Annotated in this window: 14 protein-coding genes; 5 read left to right on the top strand and 9 right to left on the bottom strand. The window is 52.7% G+C overall.

The genetic code is table 11. From position 1 onward, the window contains the following. Positions 1-149: 149 nt before the first annotated feature. From glcB to glcD, 5 genes are read right to left on the bottom strand one after another with little or no spacing between them, the layout of a single operon-like run. Positions 150-2321: a malate synthase G gene (glcB, locus tag AB4H76_RS04390; protein WP_001618852.1), complete on the bottom strand. Its 2172-nt coding sequence runs from the start codon at positions 2319-2321 to the stop codon at positions 150-152. 21 nt (positions 2322-2342) lie between these two features. Beyond that, the gene (locus AB4H76_RS04385) at positions 2343-2747 is read right to left on the bottom strand and encodes a GlcG family protein (protein WP_000853256.1); all 405 of its coding nucleotides are present in this window, start codon (positions 2745-2747) and stop codon (positions 2343-2345) included. A 4-nt stretch (positions 2748-2751) separates the two neighbouring features. Continuing rightward, positions 2752-3975 (bottom strand): glycolate oxidase subunit GlcF, encoded by a 1224-nt coding sequence (glcF, locus tag AB4H76_RS04380; protein ID WP_001194665.1) that lies wholly within the window; start codon positions 3973-3975, stop codon positions 2752-2754. A 10-nt stretch (positions 3976-3985) separates the two neighbouring features. Continuing rightward, entirely contained in the window at positions 3986-5038 is a 1053-nt protein-coding gene (glcE, locus tag AB4H76_RS04375; RefSeq protein ID WP_000943059.1) for a glycolate oxidase subunit GlcE, read from the bottom strand. Beyond that, entirely contained in the window at positions 5038-6537 is a 1500-nt protein-coding gene (glcD, locus tag AB4H76_RS04370) for a glycolate oxidase subunit GlcD (protein ID WP_085452719.1), read from the bottom strand. The genes glcE and glcD overlap by 1 nt, the downstream gene beginning before the upstream one ends. A 250-nt stretch (positions 6538-6787) precedes the next feature. Between glcD and glcC the strand changes: the two genes are divergently transcribed. Further along, positions 6788-7552 carry a transcriptional regulator GlcC gene (glcC, locus tag AB4H76_RS04365; protein WP_001297764.1) on the top strand — a complete coding sequence of 255 codons (765 nt, stop codon included), beginning with the start codon at positions 6788-6790 and terminating at the stop codon, positions 7550-7552. 6 nt (positions 7553-7558) lie between these two features. Here the strand turns inward: glcC and yghO are convergent, their stop codons facing one another. After that, complete coding sequence (yghO, locus tag AB4H76_RS04360) at positions 7559-8701, bottom strand: protein YghO (protein ID WP_063611945.1); 1143 nt, start codon at positions 8699-8701, stop codon at positions 7559-7561. Positions 8702-9109: 408 nt separating this feature from the next. Between yghO and AB4H76_RS04355 the strand changes: the two genes are divergently transcribed. The 4 genes from AB4H76_RS04355 to spt are packed head-to-tail and all read left to right on the top strand — an operon-like array spanning position 9110 to position 13161. Further along, complete coding sequence (locus AB4H76_RS04355) at positions 9110-10798, top strand: fatty acyl-AMP ligase (RefSeq protein WP_063625468.1); 1689 nt, start codon at positions 9110-9112, stop codon at positions 10796-10798. Then, entirely contained in the window at positions 10795-11709 is a 915-nt protein-coding gene (locus AB4H76_RS04350; protein ID WP_001077166.1) for an NAD-dependent epimerase/dehydratase family protein, read from the top strand. Before AB4H76_RS04355 ends, AB4H76_RS04350 begins: the two co-directional genes overlap by 4 nt. 31 nt (positions 11710-11740) lie before the next feature. Then, complete coding sequence (locus AB4H76_RS04345; RefSeq protein ID WP_000248097.1) at positions 11741-11989, top strand: acyl carrier protein; 249 nt, start codon at positions 11741-11743, stop codon at positions 11987-11989. Further along, a complete protein-coding gene (spt, locus tag AB4H76_RS04340) occupies positions 11989-13161 on the top strand; it encodes a serine palmitoyltransferase (protein WP_000524970.1) in 1173 nt (390 codons plus the stop codon). Before AB4H76_RS04345 ends, spt begins: the two co-directional genes overlap by 1 nt. A 34-nt stretch (positions 13162-13195) precedes the next feature. On the opposite strand, the gene lptG is transcribed toward spt, so the two are convergent. Genes lptG through AB4H76_RS04325 form a run of 3 tightly spaced genes read right to left on the bottom strand, consistent with a single transcriptional unit; the run spans position 13196 to position 15933 of the window. Further along, a complete protein-coding gene (gene lptG / locus AB4H76_RS04335; protein ID WP_001318997.1) occupies positions 13196-14275 on the bottom strand; it encodes an LPS export ABC transporter permease LptG in 1080 nt (359 codons plus the stop codon). After that, positions 14272-15342, bottom strand: a complete 1071-nt coding sequence (gene lptF / locus AB4H76_RS04330; protein WP_077492796.1) for an LPS export ABC transporter permease LptF — start codon at positions 15340-15342, stop codon at positions 14272-14274. The genes lptG and lptF overlap by 4 nt, the downstream gene beginning before the upstream one ends. Positions 15343-15372: 30 nt before the next feature. Next, positions 15373-15933: a YtfJ family protein gene (locus AB4H76_RS04325; RefSeq protein ID WP_001298770.1), complete on the bottom strand. Its 561-nt coding sequence runs from the start codon at positions 15931-15933 to the stop codon at positions 15373-15375. Between the last annotated feature and the right edge of the window lie 5 nt (positions 15934-15938).

The raw sequence follows: 15938 nt of genomic DNA, 5'->3' as shown, positions 1-15938 counted from the left end.
TTGTTGTTTTAGGCCCGCTAGTAATGCGCTACGGGTATTTAATATTGTTAAACCCTGATAATCGCTCCGGTTATTTCCGGGATAAATGTACTACCGCAGTTACTATCATAGCCCCGACAATAAAACTTGCCGGGGCTTTTTTGACGCTATTAATGACTTTCTTTTTCGCGTAAACGCCAGGCGTGTAATAACGGTTCGGTATAGCCGTTTGGCTGTTTCACGCCGAGGAAGATTAAATCGCTGGCAGCTTTAAAAGCACACGAGTTAGCGAAATTCCCCGCCATCGGACGATAAGCCGGATCGCCAGCGTTTTGCTGATCAACCACTTTCGCCATATTCTCCAGCGACGCCTGCACCTGTTCTTTGGTCAGAATACCGTGACGTAACCAGTTGGCGATATGCTGGCTGGAGATACGCAACGTTGCGCGGTCTTCCATCAACGCCACATTGTGAATATCCGGCACTTTTGAACAACCAATCCCCTGCTCCACCCAGCGCACCACGTACCCCAGAATCCCCTGCACGTTGTTATCCAGCTCTTGTTGGATCTCTTGCGCCGACCAGTTAGCGTTTTCAGCAACCGGAATAGTCAGCAGATCGTCCAGCAGCGGTTCAAATTCAGCATTGAACTCGGTCTGGGCAATGTTGGCTTGTACGCTCTGTACGTTGGTTTGGTGGTAGTGCAGCGCATGGAGCGTAGCAGCGGTTGGTGACGGAACCCAGGCTGTGTTTGCCCCGGCACGCAGTTGGTCGCCCTTCTGGCTGTACATGTCTGCCATCAGGTCCGGCATTGCCCACATGCCTTTACCAATTTGCGCTTTACCGCGCAGCCCACAGAACAGACCGGAAAGCACGTTATTACGCTCGTAGGCTTTGATCCAAGGCGTCGATTTCATCTGATTTTTACGCAGCATCGGGCCAGCTTCCATCACCGAATGCATTTCATCGCCGGTACGGTCGAGGAAACCGGTATTGATGAACGCCACGCGGTTGCGCGCCTGAGCGATACAGCTACGCAAGTTCAGCGAGGTCCGACGTTCTTCATCCATAATGCCCATTTTCAGGGTATTCGGTGCCATACCGAGCATTGTCTCAATGCGGGTAAACAGTTTGTTGGCGAACGCCACTTCCTGCGGACCGTGCATTTTCGGTTTCACAATATAGACGCTGCCAGTGCGCGAGTTTTTCTGCACTTTTAAATCATAGAGGGCAATCGCGCCAGTCATGACGCCATCAAGAATGCCTTCCGGGATTTCATTGCCTTCGCTGTCCCAAATCACAGGAATGGTCATCAAATGACCCACGTTGCGGATAAACAGCAGCGAGCGTCCGTGCAGAGAAATTTCAGAGCCATCGGCGGCGGTGTAATGACGATCGTCATTCAGTTTACGCACGATTTGCCGACCGTTTTTCTCCATTTTCTCTTGCAGAGTCCCCTGCATCAGGCCCAGCAGGTTGCGGTACAGCAGGATTTTATCTTCCGCATCAACCGCCGCGACCGAATCTTCGCAGTCGAGAATGGTACTGATAGCAGCTTCGACGATAACATCGTTGATGTGCGCCGGATCGTCTTTGCCAATCCGCCCATTGGCATCGATTTGCAGCTCAATATGCAGGCCGTTATTTTTCAGCAAAATGCAGGTCGGCGCAGCGGCATCGCCACGGTAACCGACAAACTGTGCTGGAGTACGTAACGTGGTTTCTTTACCATTTTTCAACTGGATGCGTAATTGTTTATCAACCACCTTAAACGCCACCACATCCTGATAGCTGCCGTTTTCCAGCGGTAGAGATTCATCGAGGAAACGCCGAACCCAGGCGATAACCTGCTCACCGCGTTGCGGATCGTAGCCGCTGACCATCGCCCCTTCCTGCGGGATGATGTCGCTGCCGTATAACGCATCGTACAGTGAGCCCCAGCGAGCGTTCGCCGCGTTCAGCGCGTAGCGGGCGTTCATTGCCGGAACCACCAGCTGCGGCCCCGCCTGGCTGGTGATTTCGCTGTCAATGCCCGTGGTTTCCACCGTCACGCGCTCCGGTTGCGGCACCAGGTAGCCCAGTTCACGCAGGAAAGATTTATAGGCCGCTTTATCTTTTACCGGCCCCGGATTGCTGCGATGCCACTCATCAAGCACCGCCTGAATGCGATCGCGCTCTGCCAGCAACTGACGATTCTCTGGCGCCAGATCGTGAACGATCTCATCAACATTGTGCCAGAACGCGGCAGCATCCAGTTCCACGCCAGGCAAAACTTCTTCATCCACAAAACGTTTAAAATTGGCGTCAATGCGTAAACGGCCCTGGGTTATGGTTTGACTCATTGTTTCTCTCCTCGTTTTCGCTTATTTCGCCAACACCGCTGCTGCCGCTTTCGCGACCTGCGCATCCTGTGCTCCGGTTAAACCAGAAACGCCCACGGCACCAATAATTTGCCCATCAACAACAACCGGTACGCCACCTTCCAGCGACGTCAGTAACGGCGCAGTCACGAACGCGGTACGTCCGTTGTTCACCATCTCTTCATAGCCCTTAGTTTCACGACGCCCCAGCGCGGCGGTACGCGCTTTCTCCTGGGAGATGTAAGCCGCAATCGGCGCGCAATCGTCCATGCGACTTAACGCCAGCAGATGACCGCCGTCATCGGCAACAGCAATGGAAACAGACCAGTTATTTTTCTGCGCCTCTTCCTGACCTGCGGCAATAATTGCACTCGCCATTTGCTGGCTAAGAATGACTTTAGTTTTCATTTTGTTATTCCTTTTCAAGGGCTTGTTCTACAATTTCAATCCAGTGACGCACAGAGGTACGACCGGCGCTCGCCAGATGGGTCTGGCAACCAATGTTGGCGGTGACGATCATTTCCGGTTTGCCGCTTTCCAGCGCATTCATTTTGTTTTCCCGCAGCTGGCGTGCCAGATCGGGATGCGTTAACGCATATGTTCCCGCTGAACCGCAGCACAGATGGCTGTCGGGAACGTCCGTTAAGGTAAATCCAAGACGAAGCAACACTTTTTCCACTTCGCCGTTCAGCTTTTGCGCATGTTGTAGGGTACACGGGCAGTGGAAGGCCAGTTTTTTATCGCCGCGAATTGCCAGTTTTTCCAGCGGTTCCTCGCGCAGAAGCTCGACTAAATCGACCGCCAGTTCACTGACTTGACGCGCTTTATCGGCATATAACGCATCGTTTTTCAGCATCTGCCCGTACTCTTTGACAAACGCGCCGCAACCGCTGGCGGTTTGCAAAATTGCCTCGGCACCTGCTTCAATCGCGGGCCACCAGGCATCAATATTATTGCGCGCCCGTGCCAGCCCTTTCTCCTGCGCATTAAGATGATAGTCCACCGCGCCACAACAGCCTGCTTCGTTAGCTGACATGACGCTGATCCCCAGACGATCCAGCACTCGCGCAGTTGCCGCGTTGGTGTTGGGCGAAAGCGTAGGCTGGGCGCAGCCTTCCAGCATTAAAACCCGACGCTTATGGCGCAGCGGCGGACGCGGTTTAGCTTTCACCGTTTCAGCAGGCAGTTTTGCTCTGACCTGTTCCGGTAAAAACGGTCGCAGCACCAGCCCTACCTGCGTCAGCGCACGGAAGACCGCCGGACGCGGCACTACCTGGCGCAATCCTTCGCGCAGTATTCGCTCCGGCAGTGGGCGTTTCACTTTCTGCTCGACAATATCACGCCCGATATCCAGCAAATTGTGATAGCGCACACCAGAAGGACAGGTGGTTTCACAATTGCGGCAAGTGAGGCAGCGATCGAGATGCTCCTGTGTTTTAAGCGTGACTTCGTTGCCTTCCAGCACCTGTTTAATCAGATAGATGCGCCCGCGCGGCCCGTCCAGTTCATCGCCCAGAAGCTGATAGGTTGGGCAGGTTGCGGTACAAAATCCGCAGTGAACACAGGCGCGCAGGATGCTGTCGGCTTCCAGCGCGCGCGCGTTCTGCCGCATCTCTTCAGTTAATTGGGTTTGCATAGCGTGCTCCTCAAAGTTCCGCGTACATGCGACCGGGGTTAAACACGCCGCAAGGGTCGAGCTGCTGTTTAAGCTGCTGGTGATAGCGGAATAAAGGAGCCGATAGCGGGGCAAAGCCACCATCTCCGGCACTAAAGCGGGTCGCATGACCGCCAGCGTTGCGGGCGATGCGATGGATTTGATTGTCCTCGGCTGTCGATTTCAGCCAGCGTAACGCACCGCCCCAGTCGATCAGTTGCTCGCCGGGTAAATCCATCATCGGCGCATCGCTGGGTAATGAAATGCGCCATAAGGTACCTGGTAACGAGAAGAACGGCAGTTGTTGTTCACGCAATTGCTGCCAGAACTGACCCGCAACCTCTTCGCCCCCCAGCAGTTCACGCGCCGCTTTTACCGATCCTTCGCCGCCCTCAAGGCGGATCCACAACGCATTGTCGAAGTAACATAAGCCACTAATGGGTAGCGGCTGGAGTTGCCACTGGGCGATTTCGTTCATGGCTTCTTGCAGGCTGATTTCCCGACGCAGGCTCAGGGAGGCGCGCGGTCGCGGTAACACTTTCATCGAGATTTCAGTGAGCACGCCAAGACAACCGTAGCTTCCGGCCATTAACCGTGAGAGATCGTATCCGGCAACGTTTTTCATCACTTCGCCACCAAAACGCAGATGTTTTCCAGCGCCGGTAATGATGCGCGTGCCGAGGACAAAATCGCGGACCGAACCGCTCCACGGGCGACGCGGCCCCGCCAGCCCGCAGGCGACCATCCCGCCCCAGGTGGCTTCTTCACCATAATGCGGCGGCTCGCAGGGGAGCATTTGCCCGGCGCTCTCCAGCGCCGCTTCAATCGCCACCAGCGGCGTTCCGGCACGCGCGGTTATCACCAGCTCGGTCGGGTCGTAATTAACAATGCCGCGATGACAACGCACATCCAGCGTTTGCCCGGTGACAGGGCGACCTAAAAAGGCTTTGCTATTGCTGCCCTGAATCACCAGCGGCGTTTTATCGCTAATTGCCTGATTCACCTGCTCCAGCAGCGCCTGGCTGTAATCACACTCGCGTAGCATCAGAAACGCTCCAGTTCAGGGAAAGGTAAATGACCGTGATGCACATGCATGGCACCAAATTCAGCACAGCGGTGTAGCGTGGGAATGTTTTTCCCAGGGTTCAGCAAACCATCGGGGTCAAACGCCGCCTTGACCGCATGCAAGGTCGTGATTTCATCGCTGTTGAACTGAGCGCACATTTGATTGATTTTTTCTCGCCCGATGCCATGTTCCCCACTGATGCTGCCGCCAACTTCAACGCAGAGTTCGAGGATCTTCCCACCCAGCTCTTCCGCGCGGGCAAATTCACCGGGTTCGTTGGCATCGAAAAGGATTAACGGGTGCATGTTGCCATCTCCGGCATGAAAGACGTTGGCAACACGTAAATCATATTGCTGCGATAAACGGGCAATGCCTTCCAGTACGCCAGGCAGGGCGCGACGCGGGATGGTGCCATCCATGCAGTAGTAATCCGGGGAGATACGTCCTACCGCCGGGAACGCATTTTTGCGACCGGCCCAGAAACGTACGCGCTCTGCTTCGTCCTGTGCCAGACGGACGTCAGTCGCGCCCGCTTTCAACAAGATGTCGTTAACCCGCTCGCAGTCTTCCTGTACGTCAGACTCCACGCCGTCCAGCTCGCATAACAAAATCGCTTCGGCGTCGACGGGATAACCGGCATGAATAAAATCTTCCGCCGCGCGGATCGACAGGTTATCCATCATCTCCAGCCCGCCGGGGATAATGCCATTGGCGATGATGTCACCAACCGCAAGTCCGGCTTTTTCTACCGAGTCAAAGCTTGCTAACAGAACCCGCGCCACGGGCGGCTTCGGCAACAGCTTCACCGTCACTTCGGTGGTCACGCCGAGCATACCTTCCGATCCGGTGAACAACGCCAGCAGGTCAAAACCAGGCGAATCCAGCGCATCCGATCCTAGCGTCAGCGCCTCGCCATCCAGCGTTTGCACTTCAATTTTCAGCAGGTTATGTACGGTCAGACCATATTTCAGGCAGTGGACGCCGCCGGCATTTTCCGCCACATTGCCGCCAATCGAGCAGGCGATTTGTGAGGAAGGATCCGGCGCGTAATAGAGATTATGCGGCGCAACGGCCTGGGAGATCGCCAGGTTACGCACGCCCGGCTGCACGCGCGCGCGGCGACCAACGGGGTTAATGTCGAGGATCTCTTTAAAGCGCGCCATCACCAACAACACACCTTTTTCCAGCGGCAGCGCGCCACCAGAAAGCCCGGTGCCTGCACCACGGGTCACCACCGGCACACGCAGGCGGTGGCAGACAGCCAGAATCGCCGTCACCTGTTCCATCTGCTTAGGCAGAACAACCAGTAATGGACGCGTGCGATACGCGCTCAACCCGTCACACTCGTAAGGAATGATCTCCTCATCGGTATGCAGGATCTCAAGTCCAGGGACATGCTCACGCAGTGCCATCAGTACCGATGTGCGGTCGACATCGGGTAAAGCGCCATCAAGACGCTCTTCGTACAAGATGCTCATGAGTAGGCTTCGCTTTGTTGTGTTGTGTGGCAGCTGATTTTTGCGCGCTGCTTCTGTGAACAGTTATTAAGCGGGCTTTTCGTTTTCGTCTATCTCTTTAGCTACCGGTCAGACCATTTTTTTTCCAGCTCTGTGACCTTGTCTTGGTTAACTCAATGTTAAATTGATGTAACATAATCACTTACGTGATGTGCGTGTTTTGCGAGTTAAGAACAGAAAAATTGGTCCTACCTGTGCACGAGGTCCGGGAATGAAAGATGAACGTCGCCCTATTTGCGAAGTGGTTGCAGAGAGTATCGAACGGTTAATTATCGACGGCGTACTGAAGGTCGGTCAGCCGCTTCCCTCGGAACGTCGACTGTGTGAAAAGCTCGGCTTCTCACGCTCCGCACTGCGTGAAGGGCTGACCGTGCTGCGCGGGCGCGGGATTATTGAAACGGCGCAGGGTCGCGATTCTCGTGTCGCACGGCTTAATCGGGTGCAGGACACCAGCCCGCTAATTCATCTGTTCAGCACGCAGCCGCGAACGCTGTACGATCTGCTCGACGTTCGCGCATTACTGGAGGGCGAATCGGCAAGGCTGGCGGCAACGCTGGGAACGCAGGCTGATTTTGTTGTGATAACTCGCTGTTATGAAAAAATGCTCGCCGCCAGTGAGAACAACAAAGAGATTTCGCTGATCGAACATGCGCAGTTGGATCACGCTTTCCATCTCGCCATTTGTCAGGCTTCTCACAATCAGGTGCTGGTGTTTACGCTGCAATCATTGACCGATCTGATGTTTAATTCAGTGTTTGCCAGCGTAAATAATCTCTACCATCGACCACAGCAAAAAAAGCAGATCGATCGCCAGCATGCGCGGATCTACAACGCGGTGTTGCAGCGGCTGCCGCACGTCGCCCAGCGCGCAGCACGCGATCATGTGCGGACCGTGAAAAAGAATCTCCACGATATCGAGCTGGAAGGCCACCATTTGATTCGCTCGGCGGTGCCGCTGGAGATGAACCTGAGTTAGCTGGTATTAAATTTGCTTTTCATACAATCGGTAACGCTTGTACGGCTCCGCCCCAATGCGTTCCAGCATGTTATTCATGCCTGTATTGGTTTCGAGGATCCATGACATCTCCAGCGCATCGATCTTCCGGCGGGCAAACGGATCGCGTAAGGCTTCAATCAATAACAGCGCAATCACCGGGCCGATGCGGCTGAACTGATACTCGTCGCGCACGCCCATCAGCGGTACTCGCGCAGTTCGCACACCGCTGACTTTCAAACGCCACAGCAATTTTGCCCAGCCGAAGGGAAAGAGCGATCCGTTCAGATCGGCAATCGCCTCGTTGATGTTCGGCAAGCCGACAATAAACGCGCAGGGTGCAGAATCAATCTCAGCGATATAGATCATATCGTCCGGCACCAGATATTTAAGTTGATCGCCCATGGTCGCGAATTCATGTTCGGTAAACGGCACAAATCCCCAGTTGTGCTGCCAGCCAGAGTTGAAAATCTCACGCAGGATCTGCATCTCTTCGGCAAACCGCTGACGATTGATGCAGCGAATGGTCACCTTTTTGCGCACCTGATCCATCAGTTTTTTTAGCGCCGGAGAGAAAGTGAGATCGGTTCGCTGCATCCACCACGCCAGTAAATCAATGCCTTTGTGATAACCCAGTTGTTCAATATGCGCGGCATACCACGGTTTGCCGTGTGGCATCATCGCACAGGGTGGTGTGTCAAAACCTTCAATCAGTAATCCGCTTTCCTGATTGATATTCAGGCTGAAAGGCCCGCTGATCTTACTTGCACCTTGTGACTTCAACCACGCTTCCGCTGCGCCAAACAACGCGGCAAAAACCTGCGGATCATCAATGGCGTCAATCATGCCGAAATGACCGGTATCTTTGCCGTAACGCTCGCGGTGCAAGGTATCTATTTGCGCGGTAATACGCCCAACTATCTGCCCCGCTTTTTTTGCCACCCACGTCTGCCAGATGATATGGTCCGTCCCCGGATTTTTCGCAGACAAATGCTCGTTGCGTTCAATGAATAAAGGGGGTATCCAGTTTGGATCGTCGGGATAAAGTGATGACGGAAAAGCGATAAATGCCTTAAGGTCATTTTTATTAATTACTTTTTCAATTTTAATCATCAGCAGATCGCATTCCATAGTTCTGTTCTGTGGGTAACAAATAATTAACGGTGACAAACAGGTTGCAACAGCAACGAACGGCACCTTAATAATCAACCCAATGAATACAAACGACGAATAAATAGTATTTATTAATGATTACGATAAGGTCAGAGACTACACAGAAGCGCCACAATGCCTTTTGTCGATTTAAGGCGACCGGACAAGGCTTCTTCTTAATACATTCATAAATTAAATATCATTCACAATAAAAACAAAAAACTTAAACTCATTATTTAAATCAATGTTCATTTTCACACCGATGAAAATACTATCTCATTTATCTTTTATGCCTATATAATCCACCGCATTATTGTCATTTTATTTTTGATATCCAATTTTTTCGTGGTGTATATGTCTAATAAAATCTTTACGCATTCCCTACCTATGCGCTATGCCGATTTTCCAACGCTGGTTGATGCTTTGGACTACGCCGCTCTGAGTAGCGCCGGAATGAATTTTTATGACAGACGTTGCCAACTTGAAGATCAACTGGAATATCAGACGTTAAAAACGCGTGCCGAAGCTGGTGCGAAGCGGTTGTTATCGCTGAACCTGAAAAAAGGCGAACGCGTGGCGCTGATTGCCGAAACGAGTAGCGGGTTTGTAGAGGCTTTTTTTGCCTGTCAGTATGCTGGCTTAGTCGCCGTCCCGTTGGCGATTCCAATGGGCGTCGGTCAGCGGGATTCCTGGAGCGCCAAACTCCAGGGTTTACTGGCAAGTTGCCAGCCCGCAGCCATTATCACTGGTGATGAGTGGTTGCCACTGGTCAATGCCGCGACGCATAACAACCCCGAATTACATGTTTTAAGCCACGCCTGGTTTAAGGCATTACCGGAAGCCGATGTTGCGCTCCAGCGTCCAGTTCCGAACGATATCGCCTACCTCCAGTACACCTCCGGCAGCACCCGTTTTCCCCGTGGCGTCATTATCACCCATCGCGAAGTGATGGCTAATCTACGTGCTATAAGCCACGACGGCATTAAATTACGCCCTGGCGACCGCTGCGTCTCCTGGCTGCCTTTCTACCATGATATGGGACTGGTCGGCTTTCTCCTGACCCCCGTCGCCACGCAGCTTTCAGTAGATTATTTGCGCACTCAGGATTTTGCCATGCGTCCTCTGCAATGGCTTAAATTGATCAGTAAAAATCGCGGCACCGTTTCCGTTGCGCCGCCGTTTGGCTATGAATTGTGCCAGCGCCGCGTGAATGAAAAAGATCTCGCTGAACTGGATCTTTCCTGCTGGCGCGTCGCTGGTATTGGTGCAGAACCCATCTCCGCAGAACAACTCCATCAATTCGCTGAATGTTTCCGTCAGGTTAACTTTGACAATAAAACTTTCATGCCGTGCTACGGACTGGCAGAAAATGCGCTGGCTGTCAGCTTCTCTGATGAAGCCTCCGGGGTTGTGGTTAACGAAGTGGATCGCGACATCCTCGAATATCAGGGTAAAGCCGTCGCGCCGGGTGCAGAGACACGCGCCGTATCGACTTTCGTCAACTGCGGCAAAGCGTTGCCGGAACATGGTATTGAAATCCGCAATGAAGCAGGTATGCCGGTCGCGGAACGTGTGGTAGGCCATATTTGCATCTCCGGCCCCAGTCTGATGAGCGGTTACTTTGGCGACCAGGCTTCGCAAGACGAGATTGCCGCGACGGGCTGGTTAGACACCGGCGACCTCGGTTATCTGCTGGACGGTTATCTGTATGTCACCGGACGCATTAAAGATCTGATTATTATTCGTGGCCGTAATATCTGGCCGCAGGATATTGAATATATAGCGGAACAGGAACCGGAAATTCATTCTGGCGATGCGATTGCTTTTGTTACCGCCCAGGAAAAAATCATTTTGCAGATCCAGTGTCGGATCAGCGATGAAGAACGTCGCGGACAGCTTATCCACGCGCTGGCAGCACGGATCCAAAGCGAATTTGGCGTAACAGCGGCTATCGATCTGTTGCCGCCCCACAGCATTCCCCGAACGTCCTCCGGCAAGCCTGCCCGTGCGGAAGCGAAAAAACGTTATCAGAAGGCTTATGCTGCAAGCCTTCATGTGCAGGAATCCCTGGCATGAATCAAACTGTCGCGGTGACGGGCGCTACCGGGTTTATCGGTAAATATATTATCGATAACCTGCTCGCCCGCGGCTTTCACGTTCGCGCATTGACGCGTACTGCCCGCGCTCACGTCAATGATAATCTCACCTGGGTGCGCGGTTCGCTGGAAGATACTCATTCACTTAGCGAGCTGGTTGCCGGAGCCAGCGTAGTGGTCCATTGCGCCGGGCAAGTGCGCGGGCACAAAGAAGAGATTTTCACCCGCTGTAACGTTGACGGCAGCCTGCGCCTGATGCAAGCAGCAAAAGAGAGCGGCTTTTGCCAACGTTTTCTGTTTATCTCTTCGCTGGCGGCGCGCCATCCCGAGCTCTCCTGGTATGCAAAATCCAAATACGTCGCCGAGCAACGACTGGCAGCAATGGCGGACGAAATTACGCTGGGCGTTTTTCGCCCGACAGCCGTGTATGGTCCCGGCGATAAAGAGTTAAAACCGCTGTTTGACTGGATGCTGCGCGGCCTGCTGCCACGACTTGGTGCGCCAGATACACAGCTCTCTTTTCTGCACGTCACCGATTTCGCGCAAGCAGTGGGTCAGTGGTTAAGCGCCGAAACTATACAGACGCAAACCTATGAATTATGCGATGGCGTCGCCGGCGGCTATGACTGGCAACGCGTACAGCAACTTGCCGCCGACGCCCGTTGCGGTTCCGTGCGAATGGTTGGCATTCCTCTGCCGGTACTCACCGGCCTTGCGGATATCAGTACCGCGTTGAGTCGCCTGGCAGGTAAAGAACCTATGCTGACCCGCTCGAAAATTCGTGAATTAACCCACGCCGACTGGTCGGCAAGTAATAACCGTATTTCTGAAGATATTAATTGGTTTCCCGGGATTAGCCTGGAACACGCATTACGCAACGGGCTATTTTGATTGTCTTGTTTAAAGGTGTGTTAACGTTTCTATGGTAAATCGTGAAATAGTAATGGATTACATCCTTTCCTGTTTACAGGATTTGGTCGAAAACGGTGTGGAAATTAAGCCCGACAGCGATCTCGTCAACGATCTTGGCCTGGAGTCGATCAAAGTGATGGATCTCTTAATGATGCTGGAAGACAGATTCGATATTTCCATTCCTATTAATATTCTGCTGGATGTCAAAACCCCTGCGCAATTAATGGAAACTCTACTTCCATGGCTGGAGAATAAATAATGGGGCTATACGATAAATATGCGCGCCTTGCTGGCGAGCGACTGCAATTTAGTGACAACGGGTTAACACCGTTTGGCACCTGTATTGATGAAGTGTATTCCGCCACCGAAGGCCGGATCGGCAATAAAAAAGTGATTCTGGCCGGGACCAATAATTATCTCGGTTTAACCTTTAATCATGATGCCATCAGCGAAGGTCAGGCCGCGTTAGCGGCCCAAGGTACCGGCACCACCGGTTCTCGTATGGCAAACGGCAGTTATGCGCCGCACCTGGCGTTAGAGAAAGAGATTGCCGAGTTTTTCAATCGCCCTACCGCTATCGTTTTTTCAACCGGTTATACCGCTAATTTAGGCGTCATCAGCGCACTTGCCGACCATAACGCCGTGGTGTTACTGGATGCCGACAGCCACGCCAGTATTTATGACGCCTGTTCTCTCGGTGGCGCGGAAATTATTCGTTTCCGCCATAACGATGCTAAAGATCTGGAACGGCGCATGGTTCGCCTCGGTGAACGGGCGAAAGAGGCGATTATCATCGTTGAGGGTATCTACAGCATGCTCGGTGACGTTGCGCCGTTAGCGGAAATTGTTGATATCAAACGTCGTCTCGGTGGTTATTTGATTGTCGATGAAGCGCATTCGTTTGGCGTGTTAGGCGCAACGGGGCGCGGACTGGCTGAAGCTGTCGGCGTTGAAGATGATGTGGATATTATCGTTGGCACCTTCAGTAAAAGTCTGGCCTCGATTGGCGGTTTTGCTGTCGGTTCGGAAGCGATGGAAGTGCTGCGCTACGGCAGCCGCCCGTATATTTTTACCGCCTCTCCTTCTCCGTCCTGCATTGCGACCGTGCGCTCGTCGTTAAGAACTATTGCCACACAACCAGAGCTGCGGCAAAAGCTGATGGATAATGCCAACCATCTGTATGACGGTCTGCAAAAACTGGGTTATGAGTTAAGTTCACATATTAGCCCGGTAGTGCCGGTAATAATCGGTTCGAAAGAGGACGGTTTACGCATCTGGCGCGAGCTTATTTCGCTGGGCGTTTATGTGAATCTTATCCTGCCACCTGCCGCGCCTGCAGGCATCACGCTGCTGCGCTGTAGCGTAAACGCTGCTCACAGTCGTGAGCAAATCGATGCCATCATTCAGGCATTTGCTACTCTGAAGCAGTAATGTGAGCCCGCCGTGGTGTTGCGCCACGGCGGGTTTAATGTTGTCTGTCATACCAATACACCAGGCTCAACGCCACCAGCACAAACGCTATCGGTAAACCGAGCGCGGTAACAGGTGCGCTCAACGCAAATAGCAATCCCAGATTGACCATGATTTGATAGCTGATCCAGGTGAGTAAGCCAACGATGACACCTACAGCGAGACGGCTACCCATCCCTGGCGAGCGCGGGGCGCTAAAGGTAAACGGCACAGCCAGCAAAATCATCGCCAGGGTCAGGATGGGTTGCCCCAGTTTTTCCCACAGTGCAAGGCGGTATTCGCTGCTGGGTTGCCCGGTTTCCTGCAAATAATGGATGTAATGATTAAGCTGACGGACAGAAAAAGTATTGCCCGGCATTGATAACTCTTCAAGATCCATACTGGTGAAGGCCGATTGCCAGGCAAGATTATCTAATGTTTCCAGCGTTTCTTTGCCATTCAGCCATTTTTTATGATTCACACCATGCAGGATCCACGTTTTGTCGTCTTCAATGGTGGCACTGCGTGCATAAATGTAGGATTCGAGCGAGAGATCGTCGCGATAATGAAAAATCTCCACGCCCACCGGCTGGCCCTGCTCGTTCAGCGATTTCACCGTCACAAATTCATTACCACGCCTGGCCCACAGCATATTGCCGGTAATGTCATCGTCCTCCCCCAACGCGGTGGCGGTCGATTTGATTTGCAACGCCTGTTGCTGTAATGGCGACGCTACCCACTCATCTATCGCGCCTAACGAAACAGTCCACAATATCCCTGCAACCAGCGCCACCAGTGCAATACGGAAGATAGAAAACCCCATGCTGCGAATGGCGGTAAGCTCACTGTTTTTCGATAACTGCCCCAGGCCGACAATCCCTCCCAATAAGGCGATAAATGGCGAAAGTTCGACCAGTGTGCGCGGTAAGGTCATTAGCACCACCAGCACCGCCTGAGTCCAGCGATAACCACCCGGGCTGACATCATCCAGTTCGTTAATCAGGTTGAAGGTGGTAAAAAGCGGCAGCAATAGCCCTGCGGCGGCGGCAAAACCGAGAAAGAGATGACGGATTAAATAGCGGCTGAAAACATTCATCGGGAAAATTTCTGCAGCAAAGAGAAGTCGCGTGCGACCAGCATCAGCAGGCCCATTAGCATGAGTCCGGGTACTAACCACAAACCAGGAATGAGGGGAATCGCGCCGTTAGCCACCAGCGTACGGCAGACGTCACCGCCATAAAAAATGGCAATAAACAGCAACGTCAGTGGCAATAACGTTGAAAATCGCCCTTGCCGCGGTTTTACCCGACTTAATGAAATGGCCAGCAGCGCCATCAACAATGCGGTCAGGCCACGGCTTTGCCGCCATTGCAGTTCGGCATGATCGGCTGGAAAGACGGAGCGCGCCAGCTCCGTGACCGATTTCGCTTTGCGTTTGACGTTAGGGCTTTGATCCAGCGGATTCAGATGTAATTGCAGATTACGGTAGATCTGTTCGTTGTCATCACGCCCCTGATGATCGATAAGATAGGCAGTGCCGTTGTGCAACATAACGGTCGGTTTCTCGGGTGATGGGTCAACCACATCAACCGAACGGGCGCGGAAAATGCGGGTTCGATTGGCAGTAGAAGTATAAATCAGCGCGTCAGTCAGGCGATTATTATCCTGATCAACCGTCTGCGAAAGGATCATTCGTCCGTTATCGTTAGTGTTAAATTTCTTTGCCCGCAACTGGCGAACATCCAGCTCCGACTGCGACTGCTGCTCCAGTTGATAAATCTGCGCATAAGCCCACGGACGACCATACATCGACAGAAGGGTGACAAAAATACTTAGCGGTATCGCCAGATAAAGAACGGCTTTGTACAAGCGTCCCGGACTGCCCCCCGCCGCAGAGATAGCGGTAATTTCCGAGTCGGTATACATCTGCCCTAGCGTCACGCCAACTGACACATACAGACCAACAGGTAACAACATCTCCAGTGCAATCAGCACTTTGTAGAAAACGATATCCAGCACAACATCAAGAGCTAATGTCCCATTTGCCGCTTCGGTCAGATAACGCTGTGAGGAGTAGCTGGCGAAAATAAAGATCAGAAAACCGACGATAATCAGCACCAGACGGCGCGTACCACGCATGATGTAGTGTTCAACCAGCTTCATCTCACTAACGCCCTCAATCCTTTGAGTTTTTTATTCATTGATCAGTTTCTGCGCCAACGCAATGACATGATCTACCTCTTCCGGCGTCAGGCTGCCGTCCTTTGCCCACTGAATTTGCCCGGCTTTATTCAGCACCAGAATGGTTGAACTCTGCTCCGGCAAGCGCCAGGCAACGCGTCCCTGTCCATTGCCGTCAATAACGAATTGCGCCCACGGATAGCGGCGTTTATTTTTTTCGATTTTGCCAACAACAAAATAGCCAGTACCAAAGATGGCATCATCGGTGTTCACAATGGTGGTGGGCTGAAAACGATCCTGCGGAAAGTTTGCCGCTTCAACCGCTTTAATTAACAGTGAGTTCTTTTTCTTCGCCGACTTACGCCCGGCGATATACTGGATAATGCGGACTTTTCCCGCCAATTGTGTGCTGTTCCACTTTTGGTAGTGAATTTCGTCGTCACTATTCAGAAGCAGCTCGCCGCCTTCCTGGATATAAACGGGGGTAACCGTTTTGCCAGTGACGAAATTGTGTGCCTGCACACCCGGGGCTAAGAGCATGATAATCAACGCAATAATCAAACGAGATGACATCATTG

Source organism: Escherichia sp. UTM R2, assembly GCF_048593455.1.
GTDB classification, from domain to species: domain Bacteria; phylum Pseudomonadota; class Gammaproteobacteria; order Enterobacterales; family Enterobacteriaceae; genus Escherichia; species Escherichia coli.
Note: the sequence above shows the minus strand (reverse complement) of the source record. Positions and strands in the feature narration are given on the sequence as shown.

What these genes read in the sequence shown, in the direction of transcription:
- AB4H76_RS04355 (WP_063625468.1), top strand. Translation starts at nt 9,110, where the DNA reads ATGCGCTATGCCGATTTTCCAACGCTGGTTGATGCTTTGGACTACGCC.
- AB4H76_RS04325 (WP_001298770.1), bottom strand. Translation starts at nt 15,933, where the DNA reads ATGTCATCTCGTTTGATTATTGCGTTGATTATCATGCTCTTAGCCCCG.
- glcF (WP_001194665.1), bottom strand. Translation starts at nt 3,975, where the DNA reads ATGCAAACCCAATTAACTGAAGAGATGCGGCAGAACGCGCGCGCGCTG.
- glcB (WP_001618852.1), bottom strand. Translation starts at nt 2,321, where the DNA reads ATGAGTCAAACCATAACCCAGGGCCGTTTACGCATTGACGCCAATTTT.
- AB4H76_RS04345 (WP_000248097.1), top strand. Translation starts at nt 11,741, where the DNA reads ATGGTAAATCGTGAAATAGTAATGGATTACATCCTTTCCTGTTTACAG.
- glcD (WP_085452719.1), bottom strand. Translation starts at nt 6,537, where the DNA reads ATGAGCATCTTGTACGAAGAGCGTCTTGATGGCGCTTTACCCGATGTC.
- glcE (WP_000943059.1), bottom strand. Translation starts at nt 5,038, where the DNA reads ATGCTACGCGAGTGTGATTACAGCCAGGCGCTGCTGGAGCAGGTGAAT.
- AB4H76_RS04385 (WP_000853256.1), bottom strand. Translation starts at nt 2,747, where the DNA reads ATGAAAACTAAAGTCATTCTTAGCCAGCAAATGGCGAGTGCAATTATT.
- glcC (WP_001297764.1), top strand. Translation starts at nt 6,788, where the DNA reads ATGAAAGATGAACGTCGCCCTATTTGCGAAGTGGTTGCAGAGAGTATC.
- lptG (WP_001318997.1), bottom strand. Translation starts at nt 14,275, where the DNA reads ATGAATGTTTTCAGCCGCTATTTAATCCGTCATCTCTTTCTCGGTTTT.
- yghO (WP_063611945.1), bottom strand. Translation starts at nt 8,701, where the DNA reads ATGGAATGCGATCTGCTGATGATTAAAATTGAAAAAGTAATTAATAAA.
- lptF (WP_077492796.1), bottom strand. Translation starts at nt 15,342, where the DNA reads ATGAAGCTGGTTGAACACTACATCATGCGTGGTACGCGCCGTCTGGTG.
- AB4H76_RS04350 (WP_001077166.1), top strand. Translation starts at nt 10,795, where the DNA reads ATGAATCAAACTGTCGCGGTGACGGGCGCTACCGGGTTTATCGGTAAA.
- spt (WP_000524970.1), top strand. Translation starts at nt 11,989, where the DNA reads ATGGGGCTATACGATAAATATGCGCGCCTTGCTGGCGAGCGACTGCAA.